Source organism: Brachybacterium subflavum, assembly GCF_009299795.1.
GTDB lineage: Bacteria > Actinomycetota > Actinomycetes > Actinomycetales > Dermabacteraceae > Brachybacterium > Brachybacterium subflavum.
On the sequence record NZ_VIGP01000001.1, the window covers coordinates 108,398 to 129,804 of the forward strand.

13 protein-coding genes are annotated in these 21,407 nt (G+C 71.5%); 4 read left to right on the top strand and 9 right to left on the bottom strand.

The genetic code is table 11. From position 1 onward, the window contains the following. Window position 1: 1 nt before the first annotated feature. The 5 genes from FHG10_RS00485 to FHG10_RS00505 form a co-directional block, all read right to left on the bottom strand. Window positions 2-943 carry a carbohydrate ABC transporter permease gene (locus tag FHG10_RS00485; RefSeq protein ID WP_227487936.1) on the bottom strand — a complete coding sequence of 314 codons (942 nt, stop codon included), beginning with the start codon at window positions 941-943 and terminating at the stop codon, window positions 2-4. Next, window positions 940-2,298 carry an ABC transporter substrate-binding protein gene (locus FHG10_RS00490; RefSeq protein WP_193636139.1) on the bottom strand — a complete coding sequence of 453 codons (1,359 nt, stop codon included), beginning with the start codon at window positions 2,296-2,298 and terminating at the stop codon, window positions 940-942. The genes FHG10_RS00485 and FHG10_RS00490 overlap by 4 nt, the downstream gene beginning before the upstream one ends. Before the next feature lie 356 nt (window positions 2,299-2,654). Beyond that, window positions 2,655-3,539 (bottom strand): carbohydrate ABC transporter permease, encoded by an 885-nt coding sequence (locus tag FHG10_RS00495; protein WP_152351393.1) that lies wholly within the window; start codon window positions 3,537-3,539, stop codon window positions 2,655-2,657. Further along, window positions 3,529-4,521 (bottom strand): carbohydrate ABC transporter permease, encoded by a 993-nt coding sequence (locus FHG10_RS00500; RefSeq protein ID WP_152351394.1) that lies wholly within the window; start codon window positions 4,519-4,521, stop codon window positions 3,529-3,531. The genes FHG10_RS00495 and FHG10_RS00500 overlap by 11 nt, the downstream gene beginning before the upstream one ends. Next, on the bottom strand, window positions 4,518-5,924 hold the full coding sequence (locus FHG10_RS00505) for an ABC transporter substrate-binding protein (protein WP_193636140.1): 1,407 nt from the start codon (window positions 5,922-5,924) through the stop codon (window positions 4,518-4,520). Before FHG10_RS00505 ends, FHG10_RS00500 begins: the two co-directional genes overlap by 4 nt. 455 nt (window positions 5,925-6,379) lie before the next feature. Between FHG10_RS00505 and FHG10_RS00510 the strand changes: the two genes are divergently transcribed. The 4 genes from FHG10_RS00510 (at window position 6,380) to FHG10_RS00525 (ending at window position 11,573) form a co-directional block, all read left to right on the top strand. Next, complete coding sequence (locus tag FHG10_RS00510) at window positions 6,380-7,561, top strand: glycoside hydrolase family 172 protein (protein WP_152351396.1); 1,182 nt, start codon at window positions 6,380-6,382, stop codon at window positions 7,559-7,561. Window positions 7,562-7,644: 83 nt separating this feature from the next. Beyond that, entirely contained in the window at window positions 7,645-9,318 is a 1,674-nt protein-coding gene (locus FHG10_RS00515) for a fucose isomerase (protein WP_152351397.1), read from the top strand. Between the two features lie 43 nt (window positions 9,319-9,361). Then, window positions 9,362-10,372, top strand: coding sequence for a LacI family DNA-binding transcriptional regulator (locus FHG10_RS00520; protein ID WP_152351398.1), 1,011 nt, complete (start codon window positions 9,362-9,364; stop codon window positions 10,370-10,372). A 298-nt stretch (window positions 10,373-10,670) separates the two neighbouring features. Continuing rightward, window positions 10,671-11,573 carry an aldo/keto reductase gene (locus tag FHG10_RS00525; protein ID WP_152351399.1) on the top strand — a complete coding sequence of 301 codons (903 nt, stop codon included), beginning with the start codon at window positions 10,671-10,673 and terminating at the stop codon, window positions 11,571-11,573. A 21-nt stretch (window positions 11,574-11,594) separates the two neighbouring features. Here the strand turns inward: FHG10_RS00525 and FHG10_RS00530 are convergent, their stop codons facing one another. From FHG10_RS00530 to FHG10_RS00545, 4 genes are all read right to left on the bottom strand, one after another. Next, a complete protein-coding gene (locus FHG10_RS00530) occupies window positions 11,595-14,015 on the bottom strand; it encodes a cadherin-like beta sandwich domain-containing protein (protein ID WP_152351400.1) in 2,421 nt (806 codons plus the stop codon). 271 nt (window positions 14,016-14,286) lie between these two features. After that, window positions 14,287-14,943: a nucleoside/nucleotide kinase family protein gene (locus FHG10_RS00535; RefSeq protein WP_152351401.1), complete on the bottom strand. Its 657-nt coding sequence runs from the start codon at window positions 14,941-14,943 to the stop codon at window positions 14,287-14,289. Continuing rightward, on the bottom strand, window positions 14,936-18,313 hold the full coding sequence (locus tag FHG10_RS00540) for a UvrD-helicase domain-containing protein (RefSeq protein WP_152351402.1): 3,378 nt from the start codon (window positions 18,311-18,313) through the stop codon (window positions 14,936-14,938). The genes FHG10_RS00535 and FHG10_RS00540 overlap by 8 nt, the downstream gene beginning before the upstream one ends. Beyond that, window positions 18,313-21,264 carry a PD-(D/E)XK nuclease family protein gene (locus FHG10_RS00545; RefSeq protein ID WP_152351403.1) on the bottom strand — a complete coding sequence of 984 codons (2,952 nt, stop codon included), beginning with the start codon at window positions 21,262-21,264 and terminating at the stop codon, window positions 18,313-18,315. Before FHG10_RS00545 ends, FHG10_RS00540 begins: the two co-directional genes overlap by 1 nt. Window positions 21,265-21,407: the final 143 nt, after the last annotated feature.

Genomic DNA, 21,407 nt, shown 5'->3' on the forward strand with positions numbered 1-21,407 from the left:
GTCAGTCCACCAGCTTCTCGGAGTTCACGATCCGGAAGATGATCGAGGAGATCGACCCGAGCACCACGAACAGCAGCAGCGCCGCCGCGATCGAGTACCCGACGTAGGTGTCCTGCCGGAAGTGGTTGAAGATGAAGAGGTTCGGCAGCTCGGTGGCGTGCTGCGGCCCGCCCGCCGTCATCACCAGCGGCAGCTCGTACTGCTGGATCGAGCCCACGAACCCCGTGACCAGCAGGAACAGCAGCACGTTCTTGATCTGCGGGAGCGTGATGAACCGGGTGCGCTGCCACCACGAGGCCCCTTCGAGCTCGGCCGCCTCGTAGAAGCTCTGCGGGACGTCGAGCAGCGCCGCGATCATGATCAGCGTCGAGATGCCCAGTCCCAGCCAGACGGCCGGCAGCGCGATCGCGCCGAGCGCCCACCGCGGATCGCCCAGCCAGGCCTGGTTCGGCAGGCCCACGAGGTTGATGATCGCGTTGAGGATGCCGCCGGAGTAGTCGTAGATCATCACGAAGGTGATCGAGGCGATCACGCCGGAGATCACCGAGGGGATGTAGATGCTGATCTTCAGGAGGGTGGAGACCTTCTGGGAGACCGAGACGGCGAGCGAGGCGATGAGGAACGAGAGCACGAGCGAGGCGGGCACCGTCATCAGCACGAACTCGAGGCCCCGCAGGATCGCCTGCCAGAACCGGTCGTCGCCGAGCACGTTCGCATAGTTCTTCCACGCCACGAACTGGGAGGGCGTGTAGAAGCTCCAGTCGAAGAAGCTCAGGTAGACGGCCTGGATCGCGGGCCACAGCACGAAGACCGACAGCAGCACCAGCACCGGCGCCAGCATGATGTAGGCCATCAGCGAGTCCCGGCGCGGAGGCGCGGACCGCAGACGGTCCTTCGCCTCCGGCGTCGGGGTGGTCGCCGACGTCTCGTCGGCGACGCTCACTTCTCGTCCATCTCCTTGCGCACCTTCGCGAGCTCCTCGCGGTCGATGACCTTCTGGATCTCGGTGTTCGCCTTCTTCAGGGCGTCCTTCGCCGAGGCCTCGCCGGTCATGCCCGCCTGGATCGCATCGCCCATCGCCTCGTTGATGTCGAAGGGGTACTGCGACTCCGGGACGCAGTGGGGGACGATGTCCTCGAAGACCACCGAGGACCACGGCGCGTCCTTCGACTTCGGGTCCGCGTCGACCACGTCGGTGACCTTCTGCCGGGCGGGCGCCTTGGTGAACTGGGTGTCCACGAAGAAGGGCTTGAGGACCTCGGGATCCCCGCCGAGCGCCCAGCTGAAGAACGCGGCCGTGGCCTCGGGCTCCTTCGCCTTCGCGTCGATCAGCCACTTCATGTTGCCGATCGTCGAGATGGAGGTCGTGAGGTCGCCGTCGTTCTGGACCCAGGGCGCCATCCCCGTCTTCTCGACCATGTCCGGGTAGTCGGCGGCGATCTCCGACATCGCCCAGGAGCCCTGCGAGAGCATCGCGACCTTGCCCTCGCCGAAGGGCTGCGCGGAGTTGCCCGCGCCCAGCGGCTGACGGGGCATCCACGTGTTGTCCTGCAGGGTCTTGTAGAAGCCGATCAGGTCCTCGTACTTGGGGTCCTCCGCGTCGGCCTTCGACCAGTCGTCGGAGATCGGCAGGTGCCCGGCGACGTGCTCCTGCGAGGCGACCGTCGTCCAGCCGAAGGTGCCCGGGTCAGCGGCCGTGCCCACGCAGAACTGCCCGTTCTTCATGAGCGGGGCGATCTTCTCGCACGCGTCGTACATCTCGTCCCAGGTCGTCGGCGGCTTCTCCGGGTCCAGGCCGGCCTTCTCGAAGAGCTCCTTGTTCCACAGCAGCGTCATCTGCGGCTCGAGCAGCAGCGGGAAGCCGTACCACTTCCCCTGGTACTGGGAGATCTCCTTGGCCTGGTCGGTGATCTCGTCGAAGACGGAGGCGTCGATGAGATCGTCCAGGGGGTGGAGGAGCCCCGTGCGGGCACCGGTGTCCAGGCGGCCCGCCTGGATGTACATGTCCGGGGCGTTGCCGGCGGCCTGCGCGGCCTTGAGCTTCTGGTCCCAGGCGTCCGCGGGGATCACCTGGTAGTTGACGAACACGTCCTCCTGCGCGTCGTTGAAGTCCTCGACGACCTTCTTGTACCAGGCGTTCTCCGGGGTGGTGAATACCGAGCCCCAGAACTCGACGTTCGTGCGGTTCTTCGCCCTCGAATCCTTCGCCGTCTCGCCGGGCGTGCCGCTCCCGCATGCCGCCAGCGAGACGGCTGCCGCGCCGGCGGCCGCGGTGGTGAGGAGTGTCCTTCTGCGCATCGGATGCCTCTCTCCCGGTGCGTCGCTGCACCGTTGTGCCGGTGCGTCCCTGCACCGTGTCCCCGAATCCGCCATGCCCGTCATGTCGGATCCCTCCATCGGGTCCGACGGGCGCGTGCGGCGATCTCCCGGGTGGGAGAAATCGTTTACGCTGAGTGTAGGGAGGGGCGTCGGTCCGGTCAACAGTCGCGTGCGGCGCCGTGCGGTGCGATTCCGTTCCCCGTGTGCGCTGCGAATCGGCGACCTGCCTGTTCGGCGTGGCTCCGCATGTGGCGATCAGATGGTAATCGTTTCCTCATCGTGACCCAGCGTGCGGGCGCGTCGACGGGGCCGCGGCGACGCACCCGCCCGGGCCCTCACTTCAGGCCGGAGGTCTTGATGGAGGCGACGATCTGCTTCTGGAAGACGAAGAAGATCCCCAGGGTGGGCAGGGCCGCGACGGTCGCGGCGGCCAGGATGTAGTTCCAGTCGGCCGCGTACTGCTGCTGGAAGCTCGGGATCCCCAGCTGGACCACGCGCAGGTGCGGATCCGAGGTCACAGTCATCGGCCACACGAACGAGTTCCAGTTCGCGAGGAAGAAGAAGACCGCGAGGGCCGCGAGGATCGGCCGCGACAGCGGCAGCACGATCGACCAGTAGATCTTCCAGTAGCTCGCCCCGTCGACCAGGGCCGCCTCCTCGAGCTCGTCGGGCAGGGAGACGTAGAACTGGCGCAGCAGGAAGATGCCGAAGGCGTTGAAGATCGCGGGGACGATGAGGCCCGCATAGCTGTCCACCATCCCGAGCGTGCGCACGATGATGAAGGTCGGGATGATGGTCACCGGGGCGCTCACCAGCATCGTCGCGAAGATCCCCAGGAAGATCTTCTCGCGTCCGGGGAAGCGCAGGCGCGCCAGCGCATAGGCCGCCATCGAATGGAACCAGAGTGCGATCACCGTGACCGCCGCGGAGACGAAGAAGCTGTTGAAGAGGTAGCGCGCGAACGGCACCTGCGAGAACACGTAGACGTAGTTGTCCAGGGTGAAGGTGCTGGGGATCAGCTGCGGGGAGTTGACCTCCTCGGCGGTCTTGAAGGATCCCAGCACCATCCACAGCAGCGGGAACACGGTCGCGAGTGCGAGGACCAGGCCGATCGCGAAGAGCAGCCAGCGCAGGCGGCTGCTCCGGGAGCCGCGGCGCGGTCCCGAGCGCGGGCCCTGAGAGCCGACGGGGGCGGCCTGGGTGCGGGCGTCAGTCGTCATGGGAGAACCGGCCTCCTCGTGTCAGCAGGAACATCGCGCCGGAGAACAGCAGCAGGAACGCGACGAGGACCGAGCCGACGGCTGCCGCGTATCCCAGATCCCCGAAGAGGAACGCCTGCTGGTAGATATAGAAGATGAGCAGGGATGTCGAATTCGCGGGCCCGCCGCTGGTGAGCACGAAGATCATGTCCAGCCCGCCCGTGACGACCGCGACCATCGAGGTCAGCAGCACGAAGAAGCTCGTGGGGGCGAGCAGCGGCAGGGTGATGCGCCGGAGGCGCTGCCAGGCGCTCGCGCCGTCGATGCGCGCGGCCTCGTAGAGCTCGCCGGGGATGTCCTGGAGCCCGGCGAGGAAGATGATCATGTAGTAGCCCATCTGCAGCCATACGGTCACCGCGATCACCGTGCCCAGGGCGAACCTCGGGTCGCCCAGGAACGAGATCCCGTCGAGGCCGACGACCGAGAGCAGCGAGGCGATCACGCCGGTGCGGTCGGTGAGCATGAACTGCCAGACCATCGCGACCACGACGATGCTGATCACGTACGGCAGGAACAGCGCGGAGCGGATGACGCCGACCGCCGGGAACTTCTGCTGGACCAGCAGTGCGAGCCCCAGACCGACGACGTAGATCAGCGGCACGAGAACCACCAGGTACAGCAGCGTCACGCGGGCGCTGTTCCAGAACTGCGGGTCCTTGACCATGCGGACGTAGTTGTCGATCCCGATGAACTCGAAGTTCCCGAACCCGTCGATCCAGAAGAAGCCCAGCACCACCGAGAGCGCCATCGGGATCGCGACGAACACGAGCAGGCCGACGGCGTCGGGGGCGAGGAAGAAGAGGGCGGCGCGGGTCTCCCGCTGCGCGCGGCTGGGGGCGCGGCCACGGCGTCGTCGACCGCTGCCGCCGACTCCCGTGCCCGGCGCGGCGGAGGAGTCGGCGCCCGCGCCGGCGGCTGCGTTCACGTCTGCGGCGGCACTCATACGAGGCTGCCTCCTTCATAGGTCTCGAGGTAGCTCTCGATGGTCTGCTGGGCGCGGTCGGACTCCTCGCCGGGGTCCCCGCCTCCCAGCTCGACGGACTGCAGGGCGTCGGAGACGGCCTTGTAGACGACGGGCGGGAAGCGGGGCTCGCCGCGTCCGGTCGGCAGGATCTCGTCGTGGAAGATCTTCTGGTGCTCCTCCGCGTAGGCGTCGTCGGCCTGCAGCTTCGCGTCGACCGAGCGCCGTGCGGGCATGTTGCCCTTGGCGGGGCCGTTCCAGGTGGCGATGTGGTCGATGGACTGCTCGTCCATGGATCCCAGGGTCTGCACGACGAAGCGGGCGGCGGCCTCCGGGTCGGTGCCGCGCGCGTTCACGCACCAGGCCCAGCCGCCCAGGATCGTGCTCGACTCCTTGCCCGGCGGCGGCGGCAGCGGCAGGACTCCGAACCTCTTGTCCGGTGCGTTCTGGGTCAGGTTCATGACCTCCCAGACGCCCGACTCCCAGAACGCCGCGTAGCCGGAGGTGAAGGCCGAGACGATGTCGCCGTTGGCGGGGCGGGTGCGGGGCGTGGCGCCGGTGGAGACGGCGCGGCCCCAGAGCTCGAGCGCGGCGCGGGGACCGTCGGCGTCGAAGACCGGACTCTGCGTCTTCGGGTCGATGACGTCCCCGCCGGTCTGCCACACCCACGGGTAGAAGGTGAAGTTCTGGTAGTAGCCGGGGTCCACGTCGAGCACGAGACCGGTCGTGGAGCCCGTGCTGAGGGACGCGGCGAGCTCGAGCAGCTCGTCCCAGTCCTTCGGCAGGTCGCCCTCGGAGATCCCGTTCTTCTCGAGCAGGTCCGGGTCGTAGAAGAGGGCCAGCGGCTCCTGCTCCATGGGCAGTCCGAAGATCCTGTCCCCGTCGCGCCGCGTGGTGAGCGCCTCGGGGAAGTAGTCCGCGATCGCCTCCTCCTCCATGTACGGGGCGAGGTCCACGAGCACCCCTCCGTTGGCGTAGCGCAGATAGTCGCCGGGGGAGATGAGGAAGATGTCCGGGCCGTCGCCCGAGGCGAAGGCGACCGGCATGCGCTGGTTCATCTGGTCGCTCGTCATGTACACGGAGGTGATCTCGTGCTCGCCCGCGTCGTTCCAGCGGTCGATCGCCTTCTGGAACCAGTCGGACTGCGCGACGAGGTTCGGATCCTGCTGGGGCGCCGGGCTGTAGAAGTTCCAGAAGGTCAGCGGTCGGTCCGCGTCAGCGCCGCCGCACGCGCCGAGCAGCGGCACGCTCGCTGCCGCGGCGGCGCCTCCCGCCAGCAGCGAGCGCCGTGGGATCCGCCCGGCCGATCGCTGCGGGCGTCCGGTGGGCGGCGGCTCGAGCCGAGGCCGGGGAGAAGAGCGGCGGTGGGGAAGAGCAGGTGGCACGGGGTTCCTCCTCGAACCGCGTCGATGGTGCGGCGGAGACGGGTCCGCCGACGTGTGCTCCTCGGAGCGCCGCCGGTGCCCGGCACCGATGATGCCCGGGCACCTGCATGCTTCTGCTGCACTGCGCGAAGGGCCTCGAGGGGCCCGGCGCCGTGGGAGCGACTCCGTGAGGAAACGATTACCGGACACCGTACGAATGAGCCCGGGCCGCGTCAACCGTCCTTTCGTCCCGGGTTCGCCGTACCCGACGCGCGCCACCGTTCTCCTGCGGATCCTCGGCGAATCCGGATCGCGTCGGCGCCTTGACCTGCCGGGCGCACCTCCGTACAGTCCGAGTAAACGTTTTTCGCTCGACGGCTCCAGGCGTCGGCCCGCACCGTCCGCACCGCCGTGCGGTCACGAGGGCCCGAGCGCTCGCGAGGCCGTCGACCCCCGGCTCACGAAGGAGTGACCCCGTGTACGACCTCGCTGGTGCTTCCCCCGCTGCGCCTCCCACGACGCCCGCCGCGCCCGCCGCCTCCGCATCGTCGGGGCTCGCACGCCTGCGTCCCGTGCTCACCCGCTCCATCAGCCCGGAGAACTTCGACGGGGCCCCCGGCGGCGGCGCCCGAGCGACCGAGGGGACCGGTGCGGCCAGCGCCCGCGACCTCGGTGTGGGCTGGAAGGTCTCGCCGAGCGTCGACGTGAGGGCGGGGGAGACCTTCGACCTCGCGGACATCGACGGCGCCGGCGTCATCACCCACATCTGGATCACCACGCACACGGACAACTGGCGCACGCTCGTGCTGCGCGCCTACTGGGACGGATCCGACGAGCCCGCCGTCGAGGTCCCCTACGGCGACTTCTTCTGCAGCGGCTGGAGCAGCTTCGCGCAGGTCGACTCCCAGATGATCGCCGCGAACCCCCACGGCGGCTTCAACTCCTACTGGCCGATGCCCTTCCGCGACGGCGCGCGTCTGACCATCGAGAACACCTCCGGGGTCGACGCCCGCGTCTACTACCAGGTGACCTATGAGGTGGGCGGCGACCACAGCGAGGACGCCTACTTCCACGCCCAGTGGCGGCGCTCGAACCCGCTGGCGGACCGCACCCCGCACGTGCTCCTCGAGGGCATCGAGGGGCAGGGGCAGTACGTGGGCACCTACATCGCCTGGGGCGTGAACTCCAACGGCTGGTGGGGCGAGGGCGAGATCAAGTTCTACATGGACGACGACACCGAGCACCCCACCATCTGCGGCACCGGCACCGAGGACTACTTCGGCGGGGCCTGGAACTTCGACATCCCCGGCCAGGGGTACACCGCGTTCTCGACGCCCTATCTGGGCATGCCGCAGATCATCCGGCCCGACGGCCTCTACTCCTCCCAGCAGCGCTTCGGGATGTACCGCTGGCACGTCGCCGACCCGATCCACTTCGCGACGGGCCTGCCCAAGGTCGACATCCAGGCCCTCGGGTGGCGCTCCGGCTGGCGCTACCTGCCGCTGCGCGACGACATCGCCTCCACGGCCCTGTTCTACCTGGACCGGCCGACGACGCACCGTCCGCCGGCTCCCGACTTCGACGCCATGGAGGTGCACCTGGCCTCCGGCCCCGTGCCCGACATCGGCGCCACCCCTCCGCGCGACCCGCAGGACTGAGCACGCCGGCACCGCCCCGCACGCACCTCCGCACCCTGCCCCGAACGCACCCCGGCACCCTCCACTCCCGAAGGAGTCCTCAGATGACTGCCACCGCAGACCCCACCGAGTCCCGCACCTACGCCCTGCCCGAGCGCGCGCAGCGCCCGTCGGCCGCCGAGGGGGAGGTGTGGCTGATCCCGAGCGGTGACCTGCGCGAGAGCGCGAACACCGAGTCGTGGGGCGCGCAGCAGGAGCTCGAGCGGCAGGTCACGGAGGCGTTCGAGGTGGCGGGCGTGGGAGTGCGCCGTGCGTTCCAGGCGGATCCGGCCCTCGGGCACGGTTTCATCCGTTCGCAGCGGATGGGCATGGAGGTGTTCCGGTCGATCCCGGTGGATGCTCCGCTGGTGGTGGCGACGGCGAACTGGCAGTACAGCCATCACGTGCTCGCGGGCCTGCGCACTCACCAGGGGCCGGTGCTGACGGTCGCGAACTTCGCGCCGGAGTGGCCCGGTCTGGTGGGGCTGCTGAACCTCAACGGCGGGCTGACGAAGATGGGTCGGGAGTACTCGAGCATCTGGACGGTCGACGGGAGCGACGACTGGTTCCGCGAGGGCATCGCGACGTGGGCCCGCACCGGGACCCTCGAGCACGATGCCTCGCACGTGAAGGAGCTTCCCGCCCTCGCGGACACCCCGGAGTCGCGGCTCGGGGTGGCGCTCGCGGAGCAGCTGATCGAGGACAAGGCCATCATCGGGATCTTCGATGAGGGCTGCATGGGGATGTACAACGCGATCATCGACGACGAGCTGCTGAACCCGCTGGGGATCTATAAAGAGCGGCTCTCGCAGTCGGCCCTGTGGGCGGAGATGCAGACGGTCCCCGACGAGGAGGCCGATGCGGTGGGCCGCTGGCTCACCGAGGCGGGGATGACGTTCCGCCTGGGCACGGATGAGGCGACGGAGCTCACGGAGAACCAGCTGCGCTGGCAGTACAAGATGTACATCGCCGCCCTGCGCATCAGCGACGACTTCGGTCTGGACGCGGTGGGCATCCAGTACCAGCAGGGACTCAAGGACGTGTGCCCGGCCTCGGACCTCGTCGAGGGGCTGCTGAACAACCTCGAGCGTCCGGAGGTGACCAGCCGCGACGGGAAGCGGGTGCTGTGGGAGGGCAAGGCCCTGCCGAACTTCAACGAGGTCGACGAGGGCGTCGCGGTCGATGCGCTGATCACGAACCGGGTGTGGTCGGCGATGGGCATGGACCCGGCGACCACCCTGCACGACGTGCGCTGGGGAGAGGACTTCGACGGGCAGTACGTGTGGGTCTACGAGATCTCCGGCTCGGTGCCGCCCAGCCACCTGCCCGGCGGGTACGCGGGCGCGGAGGGATGGCGGCAGGGGCCGACGTTCTTCCCCGCGGGCGGGTCCACGATCAACGGGGTCTCGCGGCCCGGGGAGATCGTGTGGTCCCGCGTGTACATCGAGGACGGCGGGCTGCACGCGGACGTGGGCCGCGGCCGGGTCGTGGAGCTGCCGGAGGCCGAGGTCACGCGCCGCAAGGAGTCGACGAACCCCGAGTGGCCGATCGCGAGCGTGGTCCTGGACGGCGTCTCCCGCGACCAGTTCATGGCACGCCACAAGGCCAATCACGCCCAGCTGGTCTACGCTGACAGCGCCGCTGCGGCGGACCGGGCGCTGACCGCGAAGGCCGCCATGTTCGACCGCCTCGGCGTGCAGGTCCACCTCTGCGGCGACGCCACCGTCCTCCAGAGCTGACCGGCTCCGCCGCCCGCCGACCCGACCCGAGAAGAGCCCCGCGATGAACGTGCGCCGACCGACGATCCTGGATGTCGCGAGCGCGGCCGGGGTCTCGACGGCCACGGTCTCGCGCGTCGTGAACGGCGCGCAGAACGTCGACAAGGAGCTCAGCCGGCGGGTGCGATCGGCCGTGCGCTCCACCGGCTACGTGCCCAACGCCGCGGGCCGCTCCCTGCGCAGCGGCGCCTCGGCCCAGGTCGCCGTCGTCACGCCCGACGCCGAGAACCCCTACTTCACGCGGGTGATCAGCGAGGTCGAGCGGATGGCGCGCGGCCAGGGCTACTCGGTGATGGTCGCCCACACCGAGGACGACCTGGAGCGCGAGCGCGAGGTGTTCCCGCAGCTGGTCAGCAGACAGGTCGCCGGGGTCATCCTCACTGTGGTCGACGAGAACCTCTCGGACGTGACGCCCCTGCTCGCGGCCGGGACGCCCCTCGTGCTGGTGGACCGCCGCGTCCACGGGGCCGACGTCGACCTCGTGGTCACCGACAACCTCGATGCCGGCCGCCGCGGCGCCCAGCACCTGGCCGAGCAGGGATTCCGCCGGCCCGTCGTCCTCGCCGGACCCGAGGGCCTCACCTCGACCGAGGACCGCGTGCGCGGCTTCCTGGCCGAGTGGTCGCGGGTGGGAGGAGCCGACGGCGGCCTCGAGGCGCCGCGCGTGACCCGCGGGGATCTGCATCTGGACTCGGGCCGCGAGGCCATGGCGGCCGTGCTCGCCGAGGAATGGGCCGACGCCGTCTACGCGACGAACAATCGCATGTCGGCCGGTGCCTTCGAGGCGATGCGCGGGCTAGGGACCGCGCCGGGCCTGCTCGCCACCGACGACGACCTCTGGACCCGCCTGGTCACGCCCTCCGTGTCCGTGGTCCAGCAGCCCATCCGCGCGACGGGCCGCACGGCCGCGCGCCTGCTCGGCCAGCGCATGCAGGAGCCGGGGGAGGACCCCTCCACGATCCTGCTGCACCCGCGGATCCTCGAGCGCGAGTCCACGCGCCGCCGCGAGGGCTGAGGCGGCAGCGCCGCGACCCACCGAGAAGACGGAACGCGCCGCCGATCGGAACTTGTTCGCCCCATGTTCCGATCGACGGCGCGTGAAGGTCGCGACTGCTGGCGGGTTCCCACCGCGTCAGCGACATCCGTGGCACCTGTGGAGCGACTGCGACACGCTCCGTTCGGTGCGAGCACTACGTTATCCGCGCCGTCTCGGGTTTCGCAAGCCCTGTGTTGCGAAAAGTTCCGCGGGGTGGCCGGGGTTCGTCAGATGGACGCCTCGACCGCGCTCTCACCTGCGGCGTTACCCTTCAGGTATGACAGCGATCACGCGCCGCATCGGCTCCCTCTCCGTCTCGGCCCTCGGGTACGGGGCGATGCCCCTGTCCTACGGCCGCCAGAACCCGCCCACCCATGACGAGGCGATCGCGACGATCCATGCGGCGCTCGACGCCGGGATCACGCTCATCGACACCGCGGACATGTACGCCCCCAGCTGGGACACGATGGGGCACAACGAGAAGCTCGTCGCCGAGGGCGTGCGCACCTGGTCCGGCGACGCGAGCCGGGTCGTGATCGCCTCCAAGGGCGGCATCGTGCGCGGCCCGGGCAAGGATGGCGAGGAGGAGTCCAAGGGCAGGGACGGCTCGCTCGCCTATCTGCGCTCGGCCCTCGAGAAGACGCTGACGAACCTCGGCCAGGACTCGGTGGACCTCTACTACTGGCACCGGCCCGACCGCTCCATCCGCTACGCGGAGGGCGTCGAGGCCCTCGCGACCCTGCAGCAGGAGGGGCTGATCCGCGAGGTCGGCATCTCCAACGCGAACGTCGAGGAGATCGACGTGGCGCTCGAGGTGCTCGGCGAAGGCCGCCTCGCGGCGGTGCAGAACCAGTTCAGCCCGACCTTCTTCCACACGAGCCTCGGCGAGCTGCGCCATTCCCGCGAGATCGGTGCCGCGTTCGTGCCCTGGGGTCCGCTGGGCGGTGCCGGCGGCGGCGCGGCGGCCGTGGGCGAGAGGTTCCCGCAGATCGCGCGTGCGGCCGCGGCGCACGGGGTGAGCCCGCAGCGGGTGGTCCTCGCCTGGGAGCTGAGCCTGGGTCCGCACGTGGTGCCGATCCCCGGCGCGGCCCGCCCCGCCTCGATCATCGACTCGGCGCAGGCGCCGTCCCTGCAGCTGACGACGGCCGAGGTCGAGGATCTGAACTCGATCCTGGGGTGAGCGCGGGCCGCGCCTCCCGCCTCACCGCGCGGCCCAGAAGTACAGCTCGTGCTGCCCGCCTCCGATCCGTGTGGTGAAGCTCCGGGCGTGCGCGGATCCGGCGTCGCCCTTCCCGTGGTGCGAAGGGCGCTCGCGCTCGAGGCGCACGCGGGAGGAGCGGCCGGTGCGCGGATCGATGCGGCGCAGGTGAGCACCCCGCGGCGGCGCCACCTCCACGCGGATCTCCTGGGCGGTCTGCCAGTGCTGGCCGTCGTCGATGCGGGTGCGCTTCATCGTGCTCGGCAGCTGCGCATTTGCGATGAGGCCGTTGACCAGCATGAACGCGCTCGACGGGGCGCTCGTGAACACCCTGTCGAGCTCATGGGCCGTGAGGCCCTCGAGCGGTGAGAACAGCCCGAGCACGACGTCCCCGGGCAGTCCGTCGTTCGCGGTCCCGACGTTCGTCGCGTGCACGTCCGTGATGCCGTGCGCGGAGAGCTCGTCCGCGGAATCGTCGACCGACGCCATGCGGAAGCCGGTCGGAGCCGTCCCTGCGGTCTCCGCCTCGTCCTCCAGGTGCCGTCCCGGGGCGATCGCCAGGTGGTCGTGGTCCAGCGCGGTGAGGAACGGGCTGAGGCCGCGGACGCCGGCGAGGATCTCGGCCATCTCCCAGTAGGAGCGCAGCGGGGCGCCGTCGACGTCGAACAGGGGACTGCCGTCGAAGCGGTTGATCTCCATCCGGAACAGCGACAGCCACTTCATCCCGCTCGCCAGGGAGAGGCTGGTGACCAGGGACTTCTGGGACTGTGAGCCGTTGTGGTCGAAGGTGTCGAGGTACTGGCCGAACAGGATCGGCTCGCTGCCGTCACCGGTCAGGCCCTCGAGGGCGGCCTGGCGCTGGGTCTGCCAGATGCCCGTGGAGAGGATGGAGCGCACTGCCTCATGCGCTTCGGGCCCGCCGCTCCCGAACGCGCCGCCGCCCTGCCAGTAGTAGCGGTCGAAGCTCAGCAGGTCGGGCTGCGCGGTGCGCACGTAGTGGCGCATGTTCTCCAGCTCGTTCCAGGCGGAGCCGTCGTACTGGTTGGCGTGGGTGATCGCTTGCGGATAGGCGTCGCGGGAGAACGCGTACCAGCGGGCGAAGGCGTCCACCTCGGAGCTCGAGTAGCCGCCCTCGTCGCCGTACTGGGCGTCGATGAATCGCGAGGCATAGGGCTCCAGCGCCTCGGGGAGGTACTCATGCGGGTCTCCGGCCTCCTCGACGCCGTTGCTCCCGCCGGGCGCCTTCGCGATCCCCCAGGTGGCCTTCGGGTGGGAGGCGAAGAAGTCCAGGTTGCGGAACGGCGGATCGTAGAACTGCGCGGTGGGCTGCGCGAGGTCGTCGTACTCCCCGGGGTCCAGGGACCCCGCGGCGTAGCCGTCGGACGGGGACCACATGCCGACGACGATCCCGTGGTGCCGGGCGAGCTCCTGGGCTCGGGTCACGTGCGTGCCGCGCGGCACGAAGGCATGGTCCTGCGTGCCGTCCGCCGGGGCGCGGCGACGGGCGGGAGGACGTGTGCCGCGGGGCAGGGCGAAGACCTGCATCTCCTCGACGCCGAAGTCGTCGTCGAGGTCCTCGTCCATGGCGAGCAGGGTGATGCGGATGTAGCGGGAGTCGTAGTAGTCGCTGAGCTCCCAGTACAGGATGTCCTGGTCCTGGCGCAGTGTCGCGTGCTCGGCGGCTCGCGTGAAGTCCTCGCCGTCGACCGAGACGTCGATCGCGACATAGGTCTTCCACTCGTCGGGGTACCACGTCTTCTCGGGGGTGCGGACATGGCCCGCGATCCGGCCGACGCACCTCACCGTGCCGAGGTCCAGCGTGAAGGAGGTGACGCCCTTCTCGTCGCTGTCCCCGGCGACGAGCGGCCCCGCGGGATGCCAGGACGTGCCGCGGTCGCCGTCGCAGATCGCGGAGAGAGGGTGGTCCTCCGTCTCGCCGACCGGTGAGGTGGCGGTGACGCCGGTGACGAGCTCGCGCCCGCGGTGGTCGGTGTCGCGTCGGGTCACGACCACGGTGAAGTGCTGGGTCGTCCTCCCTGCGGTGACCGTGATCCGGATGCGGTTCTTCCCCGTGGAGAGCGGGACGCTCACGCGGTCGTGCTGATCCGGGTCGGGGGCTGCGCCGTTGACCGTGGCCTTCGCGCCCCCGCGGGTGATGGGGCGGATCGTGAGGGTCTCGAGGCTGCGGTACGCCGTGGCCGTGTAGTGGTGGACATCCGGGGAGAAGGCAGGGGTGATCCGCCCGACCTGGTCGAGGATCAGGTCCGCCAGTCCGGACTCCGGAGGCTCGCGCACCGTGTCCGCTCGGGCCGACGGAGGGTTCGTGAAGGCGGCGGCGCCGGAGACGGCGCCCGCGGCGGCGGTGCCGGTGAGCACCGTGCGTCGACGGATCGAGGGGGTGGAGTGGTCAGGGGATCGGGTCACGTCCTGCTCCTTCGCGGGATGGGGCCGTGCGCGGGGTGGGGTCCGCGTCGTGGATCGATCGCTGAGAGATGCTCAGGGTCAGGCCCGCACCCGTAAGAACCTACCTTTGCTGCTCCCGGTGCGGGGGAGTTCCCGAGAATCTCGGCAGGGGTGCAGTTCGAACGCAGGTGAGTGAGGGGTGCGGGGTTGTGCCCGGTGCAGAGATCGGGTGATTCGTCGGCCTCGGGTGTCCCCGTTGTTCGGAGTCGCCGAGCTGCGCGGCCCAGCTGCGTCAGCTCGCGCGGATGACGCGATCGGCGCGGGCGCGCGTCGCGGCGACCAGGCGCGCATTGGCCTCGTCGGGACCGAGCGACCAGGCGCGCGCGGCCTCCGGGGACTTCCCGAAGGTCTCGTGGCGGGCGATCAGCCGCTCGTGGCGCACGTCCTCGTCGACCTCGATGAACCAGCAGGCGTCGAGCATCGCGCCCACGGGGGCGAAGGGGCCCTGGTCGATCAGCAGGTAGTTGCCCTCGGTGATCACGAGCGGGATATCCCCGGGCACCTCGATCGCTCCGGCGAGGGGCTGCTCGAGGTCCCGTGCGAACATCGGCGCCCACACCGGCGGATCCTCGGGCCGGGCGGTCCGCAGGCGCTGCAGCAGGGCGACGTATCCCGCGGCGTCGAAGGTGTCCGGAGCGCCCTTGCGGTCCAGCCTGCCCAGGCGCTCGAGGGCGACGTCGGCCAGGTGGAACCCGTCCATCGGGACCACCACGCAGCTGCCCGCGGGCAGCGCCTGCTCGAGCAGCGCCGTGAGCGTGCTCTTGCCGGCGCCCGGCGCGCCCGCGATGCCGAGCAGGCGGCGACCGCCGCTGCGCCGGGCCTCGTCGAGGAGAACGCGTGCGGCCTGCACCGCCTGCGCTTCCGGGGTGTTCGGTGCGCGCTCAGGCATCCGCGCCGCCCTGCCCGGCGCCGGAACCGGAGACCGAGCGTGAGCCGGTGCGGGAGCCAGAACCGGAGCCGACTGCGGCGGGCTGCCCGTGCAGCTCGACCTCGAGGACCTCGCCGCGCAGCGGCAGGTGGATGAGGATCCGCGCCGGCGCACCGCCCGTGGCCTCCAGGGCCGCCGCGTACGTCGCCATCTGCCCCAGGTAGTGCTCGCGCACGTGGCAGACGGGGTCGGAACCCGGGTAGGTCTTGTGGTCCACGAGCACGCGGGAGCCGTCGGGCAGGGCCAGCAGGGCGTCGATCCAGCCCTCCATGACCTGCTCCTCCTCGTTCCACCAGGCGATCGGCTGCTCGGTGAGCACGCGCGCGCCGGGGAACTCGGCGGCGAGGAACTCCTGCCAGGCACGGCCGGCGGCGAGCAGCGTCTCGGCGCCGACGGCGCGGGAGACCGCCCAGCGCTCGACGAGCCGCAGCGCCGCCTGCTCCTGCAGCGCGGGCGCGAGCTGCGCGAGCGGCAGTGCGAGGAAGGCATGCACCGCCTCGCCCACGCGGTTCCAATCCCGGCCGCCGCCGCTGACCAGGGCGGGACCGATGCTCCGCGGCGCGTGCACGGTGCCCAGCGCATCGTCGGAGGCGACGCCCGAGGCCTGGAAGCGGGCCGCCGTGCCCGGGCCGCGGTGCTCGTCCGCGGTGCGGGGGCCGAGCGGCAGGTCGGTCATGGCCAGCGGGCTGCGAAGGCCACGGCGGGTGGCAGGGTCTGCGGCCTCCCCGGCCTCCCCGGCCCCGTCGATCGCCGTGGTGCGCACTCGCGCGGGCAGATCGCCGTGGCCGGAGACGTGGATGACCTCGGTCCCGTCCTGCCAGGAGAGCAGGGGCGCCTCGCCTTCGACGAGCGCGTCGAGAGCCGACCCGGTGCCGTCGCCGCTGAGCACGGTGACATCGGCCGCGCGGGTGAGCGCCACGTACTGCAGACGCCCCGCCTCCTCGCGCTCCTTGCGGGCGGCGCGCCGAGGATGCTCGGCCTCGGCGAGCTTCTCCTGCAGGGGCGCGTAGCTGTCGAGCACGCGCGGCCAGTAGCGCAGGGAGCGGCCGTCCAGGGGGCGCAGCACGTCGAGGTCCGCGGCGGGCACCACGAACACGCCGCCGGTGTGGGCGCGCTCGGTCGCCTTCGCCGGGAGCATCACGACCACGCGCGACCACTCGAGTCCCTTCGCGCCGTGGATCGTGCCCACCCACACGGTGTCGGGGATTCCGGTGAGGTCGGGGCCCGCCGCTGTCTCGTCGAGCACGGCACGCAGCCCCGTGAGGGTGGTGGGCACCGAGGCCGAGCGCGCCTGGTCGGCGTAGTCGGCCGCGAGACGGCGCAGAGCGTCCAGGGTGCGCAGGCGCTGCTCGGGCAGGGGCCAGGAGCGCAGCCGCTCGGGAAGGTCGAGGGCGTCGATGACGGCGGCGATCATCTCCACGGGGCTGAGGCCGATGCACTCCTCCCGCAGTGCGCGCAGTCCGGCGAGGGAATCGTCCTCCCACCAGGACTGCAGCACCTCCCGCCGCCCGTCGCGATCCTGCGGTGCAGTGAGGTCCCGGAACCAGCTCGCGTTCGCGCCGTGGTCCGGCAGCAGGTCCACGAGCTCGGTGAGCGCGAGGGAATCGGAGACGTCGAGGGTGATCGCGAGCGCGGCCCGCACCAGGCGGCCTTCACGGGTGCCCAGGATCGGGCCGCCCTGCCCGGAGGCGGGGACACCGCGCAACTGGAGGGCGGAGACGACCTCGGCGGCCTGCGCGTTGCTGCGCACCAGCACGGCCACGTCCCCGGGGCCGGCGCCGTCCTCGGCGAGCATGCGCACCACGCCGTCGGCGATGCCGGCGGCGTGCTCGGGGGCGCTCCTGTAGCGGTTGCTGAAGTCGGGGATCCAGGCCTCGATGCGGCCGTCGGTCCGGCCCTGCTCGGCCCGGCGCGCGGCCGCCTCGGGGGCCGCCGTGAGCACCACGCGCTCGCGCGGCAGATGGGGGAAGACCTGTGGGAAGACGGCGCTGACCAGCTCCAGGACCTGCTCCTGGGAGCGCCACGAGTGCTCGAGGTCGCGGATGGTCCCCTCGCCGAGGTCTGTCGTGCCCCCGCTCACCGTGTCGAGCACGCCGAGCATGAGGTCGGGGTCGGCGTCGCGGAACCCGTAGATGGCCTGCTTGGGGTCGCCCACCCAGATCAGGTCCTCAATCTGGCGGCCGAGCTCGAGGAACAGGGCCAGCTGGATGGGGGAGGTGTCCTGGAACTCGTCGACCGCGAGAAGGCGGAAGCGGGCGCCGATCGCGTAGCGGGCGCGCTCGCTCGTGCGCAGCAGGTGCAGGGCGAGCACCTCCTGGTCGATGAAGTCCATCAGGGCGAGCTCGTTCTTGAACTGGGCGTAGGCCTCGAGCGAATCCGCGGCGGTGGTGACGACGAGCTCGATGAGAGCGCGGATGTCGCGCTGCAGGACGGGACTGGCCGGCAGCTCCTCGGCGATCTCGATGGCGAGGCCGACGAGGGCGGTGTCCACGTCCTTGCTGTACACGTACTTGCCGGTGCCATCCGGGTCGCCGGCCTTGCCCGCGGCGACGCGAGCGAGCTTCGCCCAGGCCGACCACGGCGTGCGGGCGCCCTGGCCGAGGGTGCGGCGCAGCTGGTGCAGGGTCTCGAGGCGCTTGGCGATGACGCCCGCGGCCTTCTCCTCCTGCGGCGTCCCGCCGGCGGCTCCGTCGACCTGTGCCTGGAGTCCGTCCAGCACGGTGTCGAGGTGTCCGAGCCAGGCGCGGCGGTGGTCCTCGGCGCCGGGCTCGGGCAGCGCCGCGGCGCGGAAGTCCTCCCAGGAGTCCTCGGTGCTCCCGCGCAGCTGATCGGCGCCCACGTCGTTGGTGCGGGCACGGACGGCGAGGGCCTGCACGTGATCGCGCCAGAACGAGGACGGGGCGAACGGGTTGGCGGCGCTCTTCTCGCTGTCGTGCTCGGTGCGCGCGAGCAGGTCGCTCGCACGGTCGCCCGCGCGTGCGACGGCCTCGTCGATCGCGGCGTCGAAGGACGCGGAGGCGCGCTCCTGGTCGAGGACCTGCACCTCGGGCGAGATGCCTGCGTCCAGTGCGAACTCGCGCACGAGCTCGCCCGCCACGGCGTTGACGGTGCCGATCAGGGCGCTGTCGATGCCGCGGGCGGCCTCGGTCTGCCCGCGCTCGAGCAGCGTGCGGCGCACGCGGTCGGAGAGCTCGTCGGCCGCCTTCACGGTGAAGGTGGTCGCGATGAGCTGGGAGGGCTCGAGACCCGCGCTCATCCGGTCGGCGATCTCCTGGGTGAGCGTATGGGTCTTCCCGGAGCCCGCGGAGGCGTTGATCAGGGTGAAGCTCATCAGTTCCCTCCCGTGAGCATGCACAGCTGGGCGTAGTCGCTGCGGCCGCAGTGGTCCTCGATGAGGATCCGGCCGTCGGCCCGGGCGAGATCGCGCTGGGCGGCCACGGCCTTCTGCCGCGCCCGGTATGGGGCGTCGACGGGGATGCCGGTGTCCTCGAGGAGCTGCCGGCAGCCCAGGGCGACGGTGCCGGCCGCGATCTCGTCGAGTCGGGCCTGCACGCCCTCGACGAGCCGGCGCCATGCGTCGCCCACGTCCATCGGGCTGCGGCGGTGGGCGTCCAGGGCGCGGTTCGCGCTGATGAACTCGCCGCTGCGCAGCAGGAAGTAGCCGACGTCGGCCGGGTGCTGAGCATCGGCCGGGGAACCGGGGTCCTCGGCGAGCGACCAGGCGTAGGACGCCAGCTGGACGGCCGCGCTTGTGTCGAACAGATCGCCGTAGCGGGTGCGGGAGAACGACCACTTGAGGTCGATGACGGTGGGGCTGCCGTCCGCGTCCTCGGCGTCGAGATCACGGCTGCCGACGAAGGAGACCCCGCGCGGTCCGCTGGCCAGCTGCAGCGTCAGCGGTCGCTCGAATCCGGATTCGGTGCCGGTGACACGCAGGCCGGCGTCGGCGAGGCCGGCGAAGAGCTCGCGCAGGCTGCGCACCGCCCGGTCCCGGACCTCGGTGCGCTCGAAGGCGCGGCCGGGCAGGTCCAGCTCGGAGGCGAGCTGGGGGACCAGGGAGTCGAACACCTCGCCGATGCGGCGCGGGTCCGGCGGCTCGAGCGGCGCGCCGCCGAGGCCGGAGTCCATGCGCTCGTCCACGAGGGCCTCGACGACCGCGTGGACGAGGGTGCCGATCATCCGGGGGCCGGTGGGCAGGGAGGCGACGTGCGCGGGGCGGATGCCCAGCGCGTACTCGAGCACCCAGTGGTGCGGGCATTCCAGGAGCGTCTGGGCCTGGGTGAACGACAGCCTCTCGGGAAGCAGGTGGTCCAGGCGGTGACCCGCACTGCGGCGGGTGGTGGGCTCGGTGGACAGGTCCTGCAGGTCGGGGGTGCGCACGGAGAGCGTGCGGCCGGCGAGGGACCAGGAGACCCCGTCGACCAGCTGCGCGGGGGTGAGGCGGTCCCGCGCCGAGCGCCCCGCCCCGGCCTCGAGGTGGGTGAGCAGACCGCTGGGGGTCGGCTCCTTCTCGAGGCGGCGTCCGGGCAGCACGGCGATCAGGCGGCTCGCGCCGCGCAGCGCCCGCAGGGCCGCGCCGACATGCAGCGCCGACTCCTGCGCGGGCGGCAGCAGGCGGGCGCCGAACTCCTCGAGCGTCTGCACTTCGTCCGGGTCCCAGAGCATCGGGGAGGGTAGGGCGTCCTCGGCGGGTCCCCACCACAGCACGGTGCCGCCCTCGGCATGCAGCTGCGCGGGCCGCGTGGCGACCGACCACAGTGCGACCTCGGCGCGCGCGAGCGGGGAGCGGCCGGCGCCGCCGCAGGCGTCGATGATCTGCTGGAGGGTGCGGCGGCTCAGCGGGACGCCCGGCTCGAGCATCCCCAGCACCGTGCGCAGCGACGTCACCTGGGACAGGCTCGCGAGCAGATCGCCCTCGCCGCGGGCGACGGCGCGCAGGCGCTCTGTGAGCAGACCGAGCCGCTCGCCGAGCGCGCCGGGGAGCAGGGCGTCGGCCGACAGCGGGTCGCTGACCAGCCGATCGATCCCGCGGGCCGCCTCGAGCGCTCGGCGCTCCCGGTCGCGGGACTCCGCAGGGGCGGTCGCCGCCCTCTCCTCCAGACGCGCGAGGGCGTCCCGCCAGGCGGGGCCGATGCCGGGCTCGCGGGTGAGGGCGCGCAGCAGCTCGCGGCGCGCGGCGGCGGGGACCAGTCCGATCGGCTCGTCGTCCCGGTGCATCCCCGGCAGCACGCGCAGGTCCAGCAGGGCCGCGAGCTGATGGACGTCCACCGGTGCGGTCGCGACGTCGAGGAAGAGCCCGAGCACCTGATGATGGGCGCGGTCCGTCGAGGGATCGACGGCACCGATCGCGGGCATGCCCCGCCGGTGCAGGGCGCGGTCCAGCACGGTGGTGTCGGTCGTGGCGAGGACGCTCAGCGGCCGGTCGCCGGCTCCCACGGGATCGGCGGCATCGGTCCCGGGGTCCGCGGGAGCGCTGAGGAAGCGGGCGGCGACGTCCGCGGCGCTCCACTCGTCCAGGCACTGCACGACCTCGAGGTCGGGCGCCTCCTGAGGGCCGGTGCCTGCGTGGCGCAGGCGCACCCCTGCGGCGTCGAGGAGCTCGAACAGCCGCGGCCACAGTCCCGGCAGCGCGGTCGGGTACTCGGCGAGGGTGATGACGTCGATCCCCAGCGGCCACGAGGCGTCCAGGGAGTCGAGCTCGGTGAGGGTGTCGACGACCTCGCGCAGGTCATCGGCGGGTCCGGGGGAGAGGGTTGAGGCACGACCGCCGGGGCCGCTGGTCCCGGGCAAGCCGACGACCGCACGGTGCTCGAGGTCCCGCACCGCCGCGAGGCGCTCGGGCAGACGGTGGATCGGCTCCGGCGCGCTCCAGCCGGCCTCGATGCTCGCATCGCGCAGTCGCAGGAGGTGCGCGGCCGTGCTCCAGGGGTCGACGGCGAAGGAGGGCTCGGGCCAGAATCTGCTGCTGCCGCCGCCGCGATCGGTGCCCCCGGTCGCCCGCTCGGCGATGATCTCCCCGATCAGGCGCATGGTCTGGGCGATGCGCACGGCGTGCTCGACGGGGGGATGCGTGAGTGCGAGACGCCCCTGCAGCAGCGCGACGAGACCCCGCGGGCCCAGACGCGCATCCGGTGCACCGCCGTCGCGACCCGCGGCGTCGCGGTCGTCCGCCGGGGTGTCGACGCCGCCTGCCGGGCAGCCGGTCGACGTGCCCCCCGCGCGCCGCGCGGATGCGCTGGCCCAGTCCGCGCCGTCGGCCGTCCATCCGAACTCGATCTCCATGTGCGCCCCCTTCCGCTCACACAGTAGGGGAGCAGGCCGACAATCCGTGCCGCCATGTGCACGAACGAGATGTGGGGAGGACCGGTGACGGCGCGCCCGGCCTCGTCAGCCGCTCGGGGGACTCCTCCCGCCGCTGCGTCCGT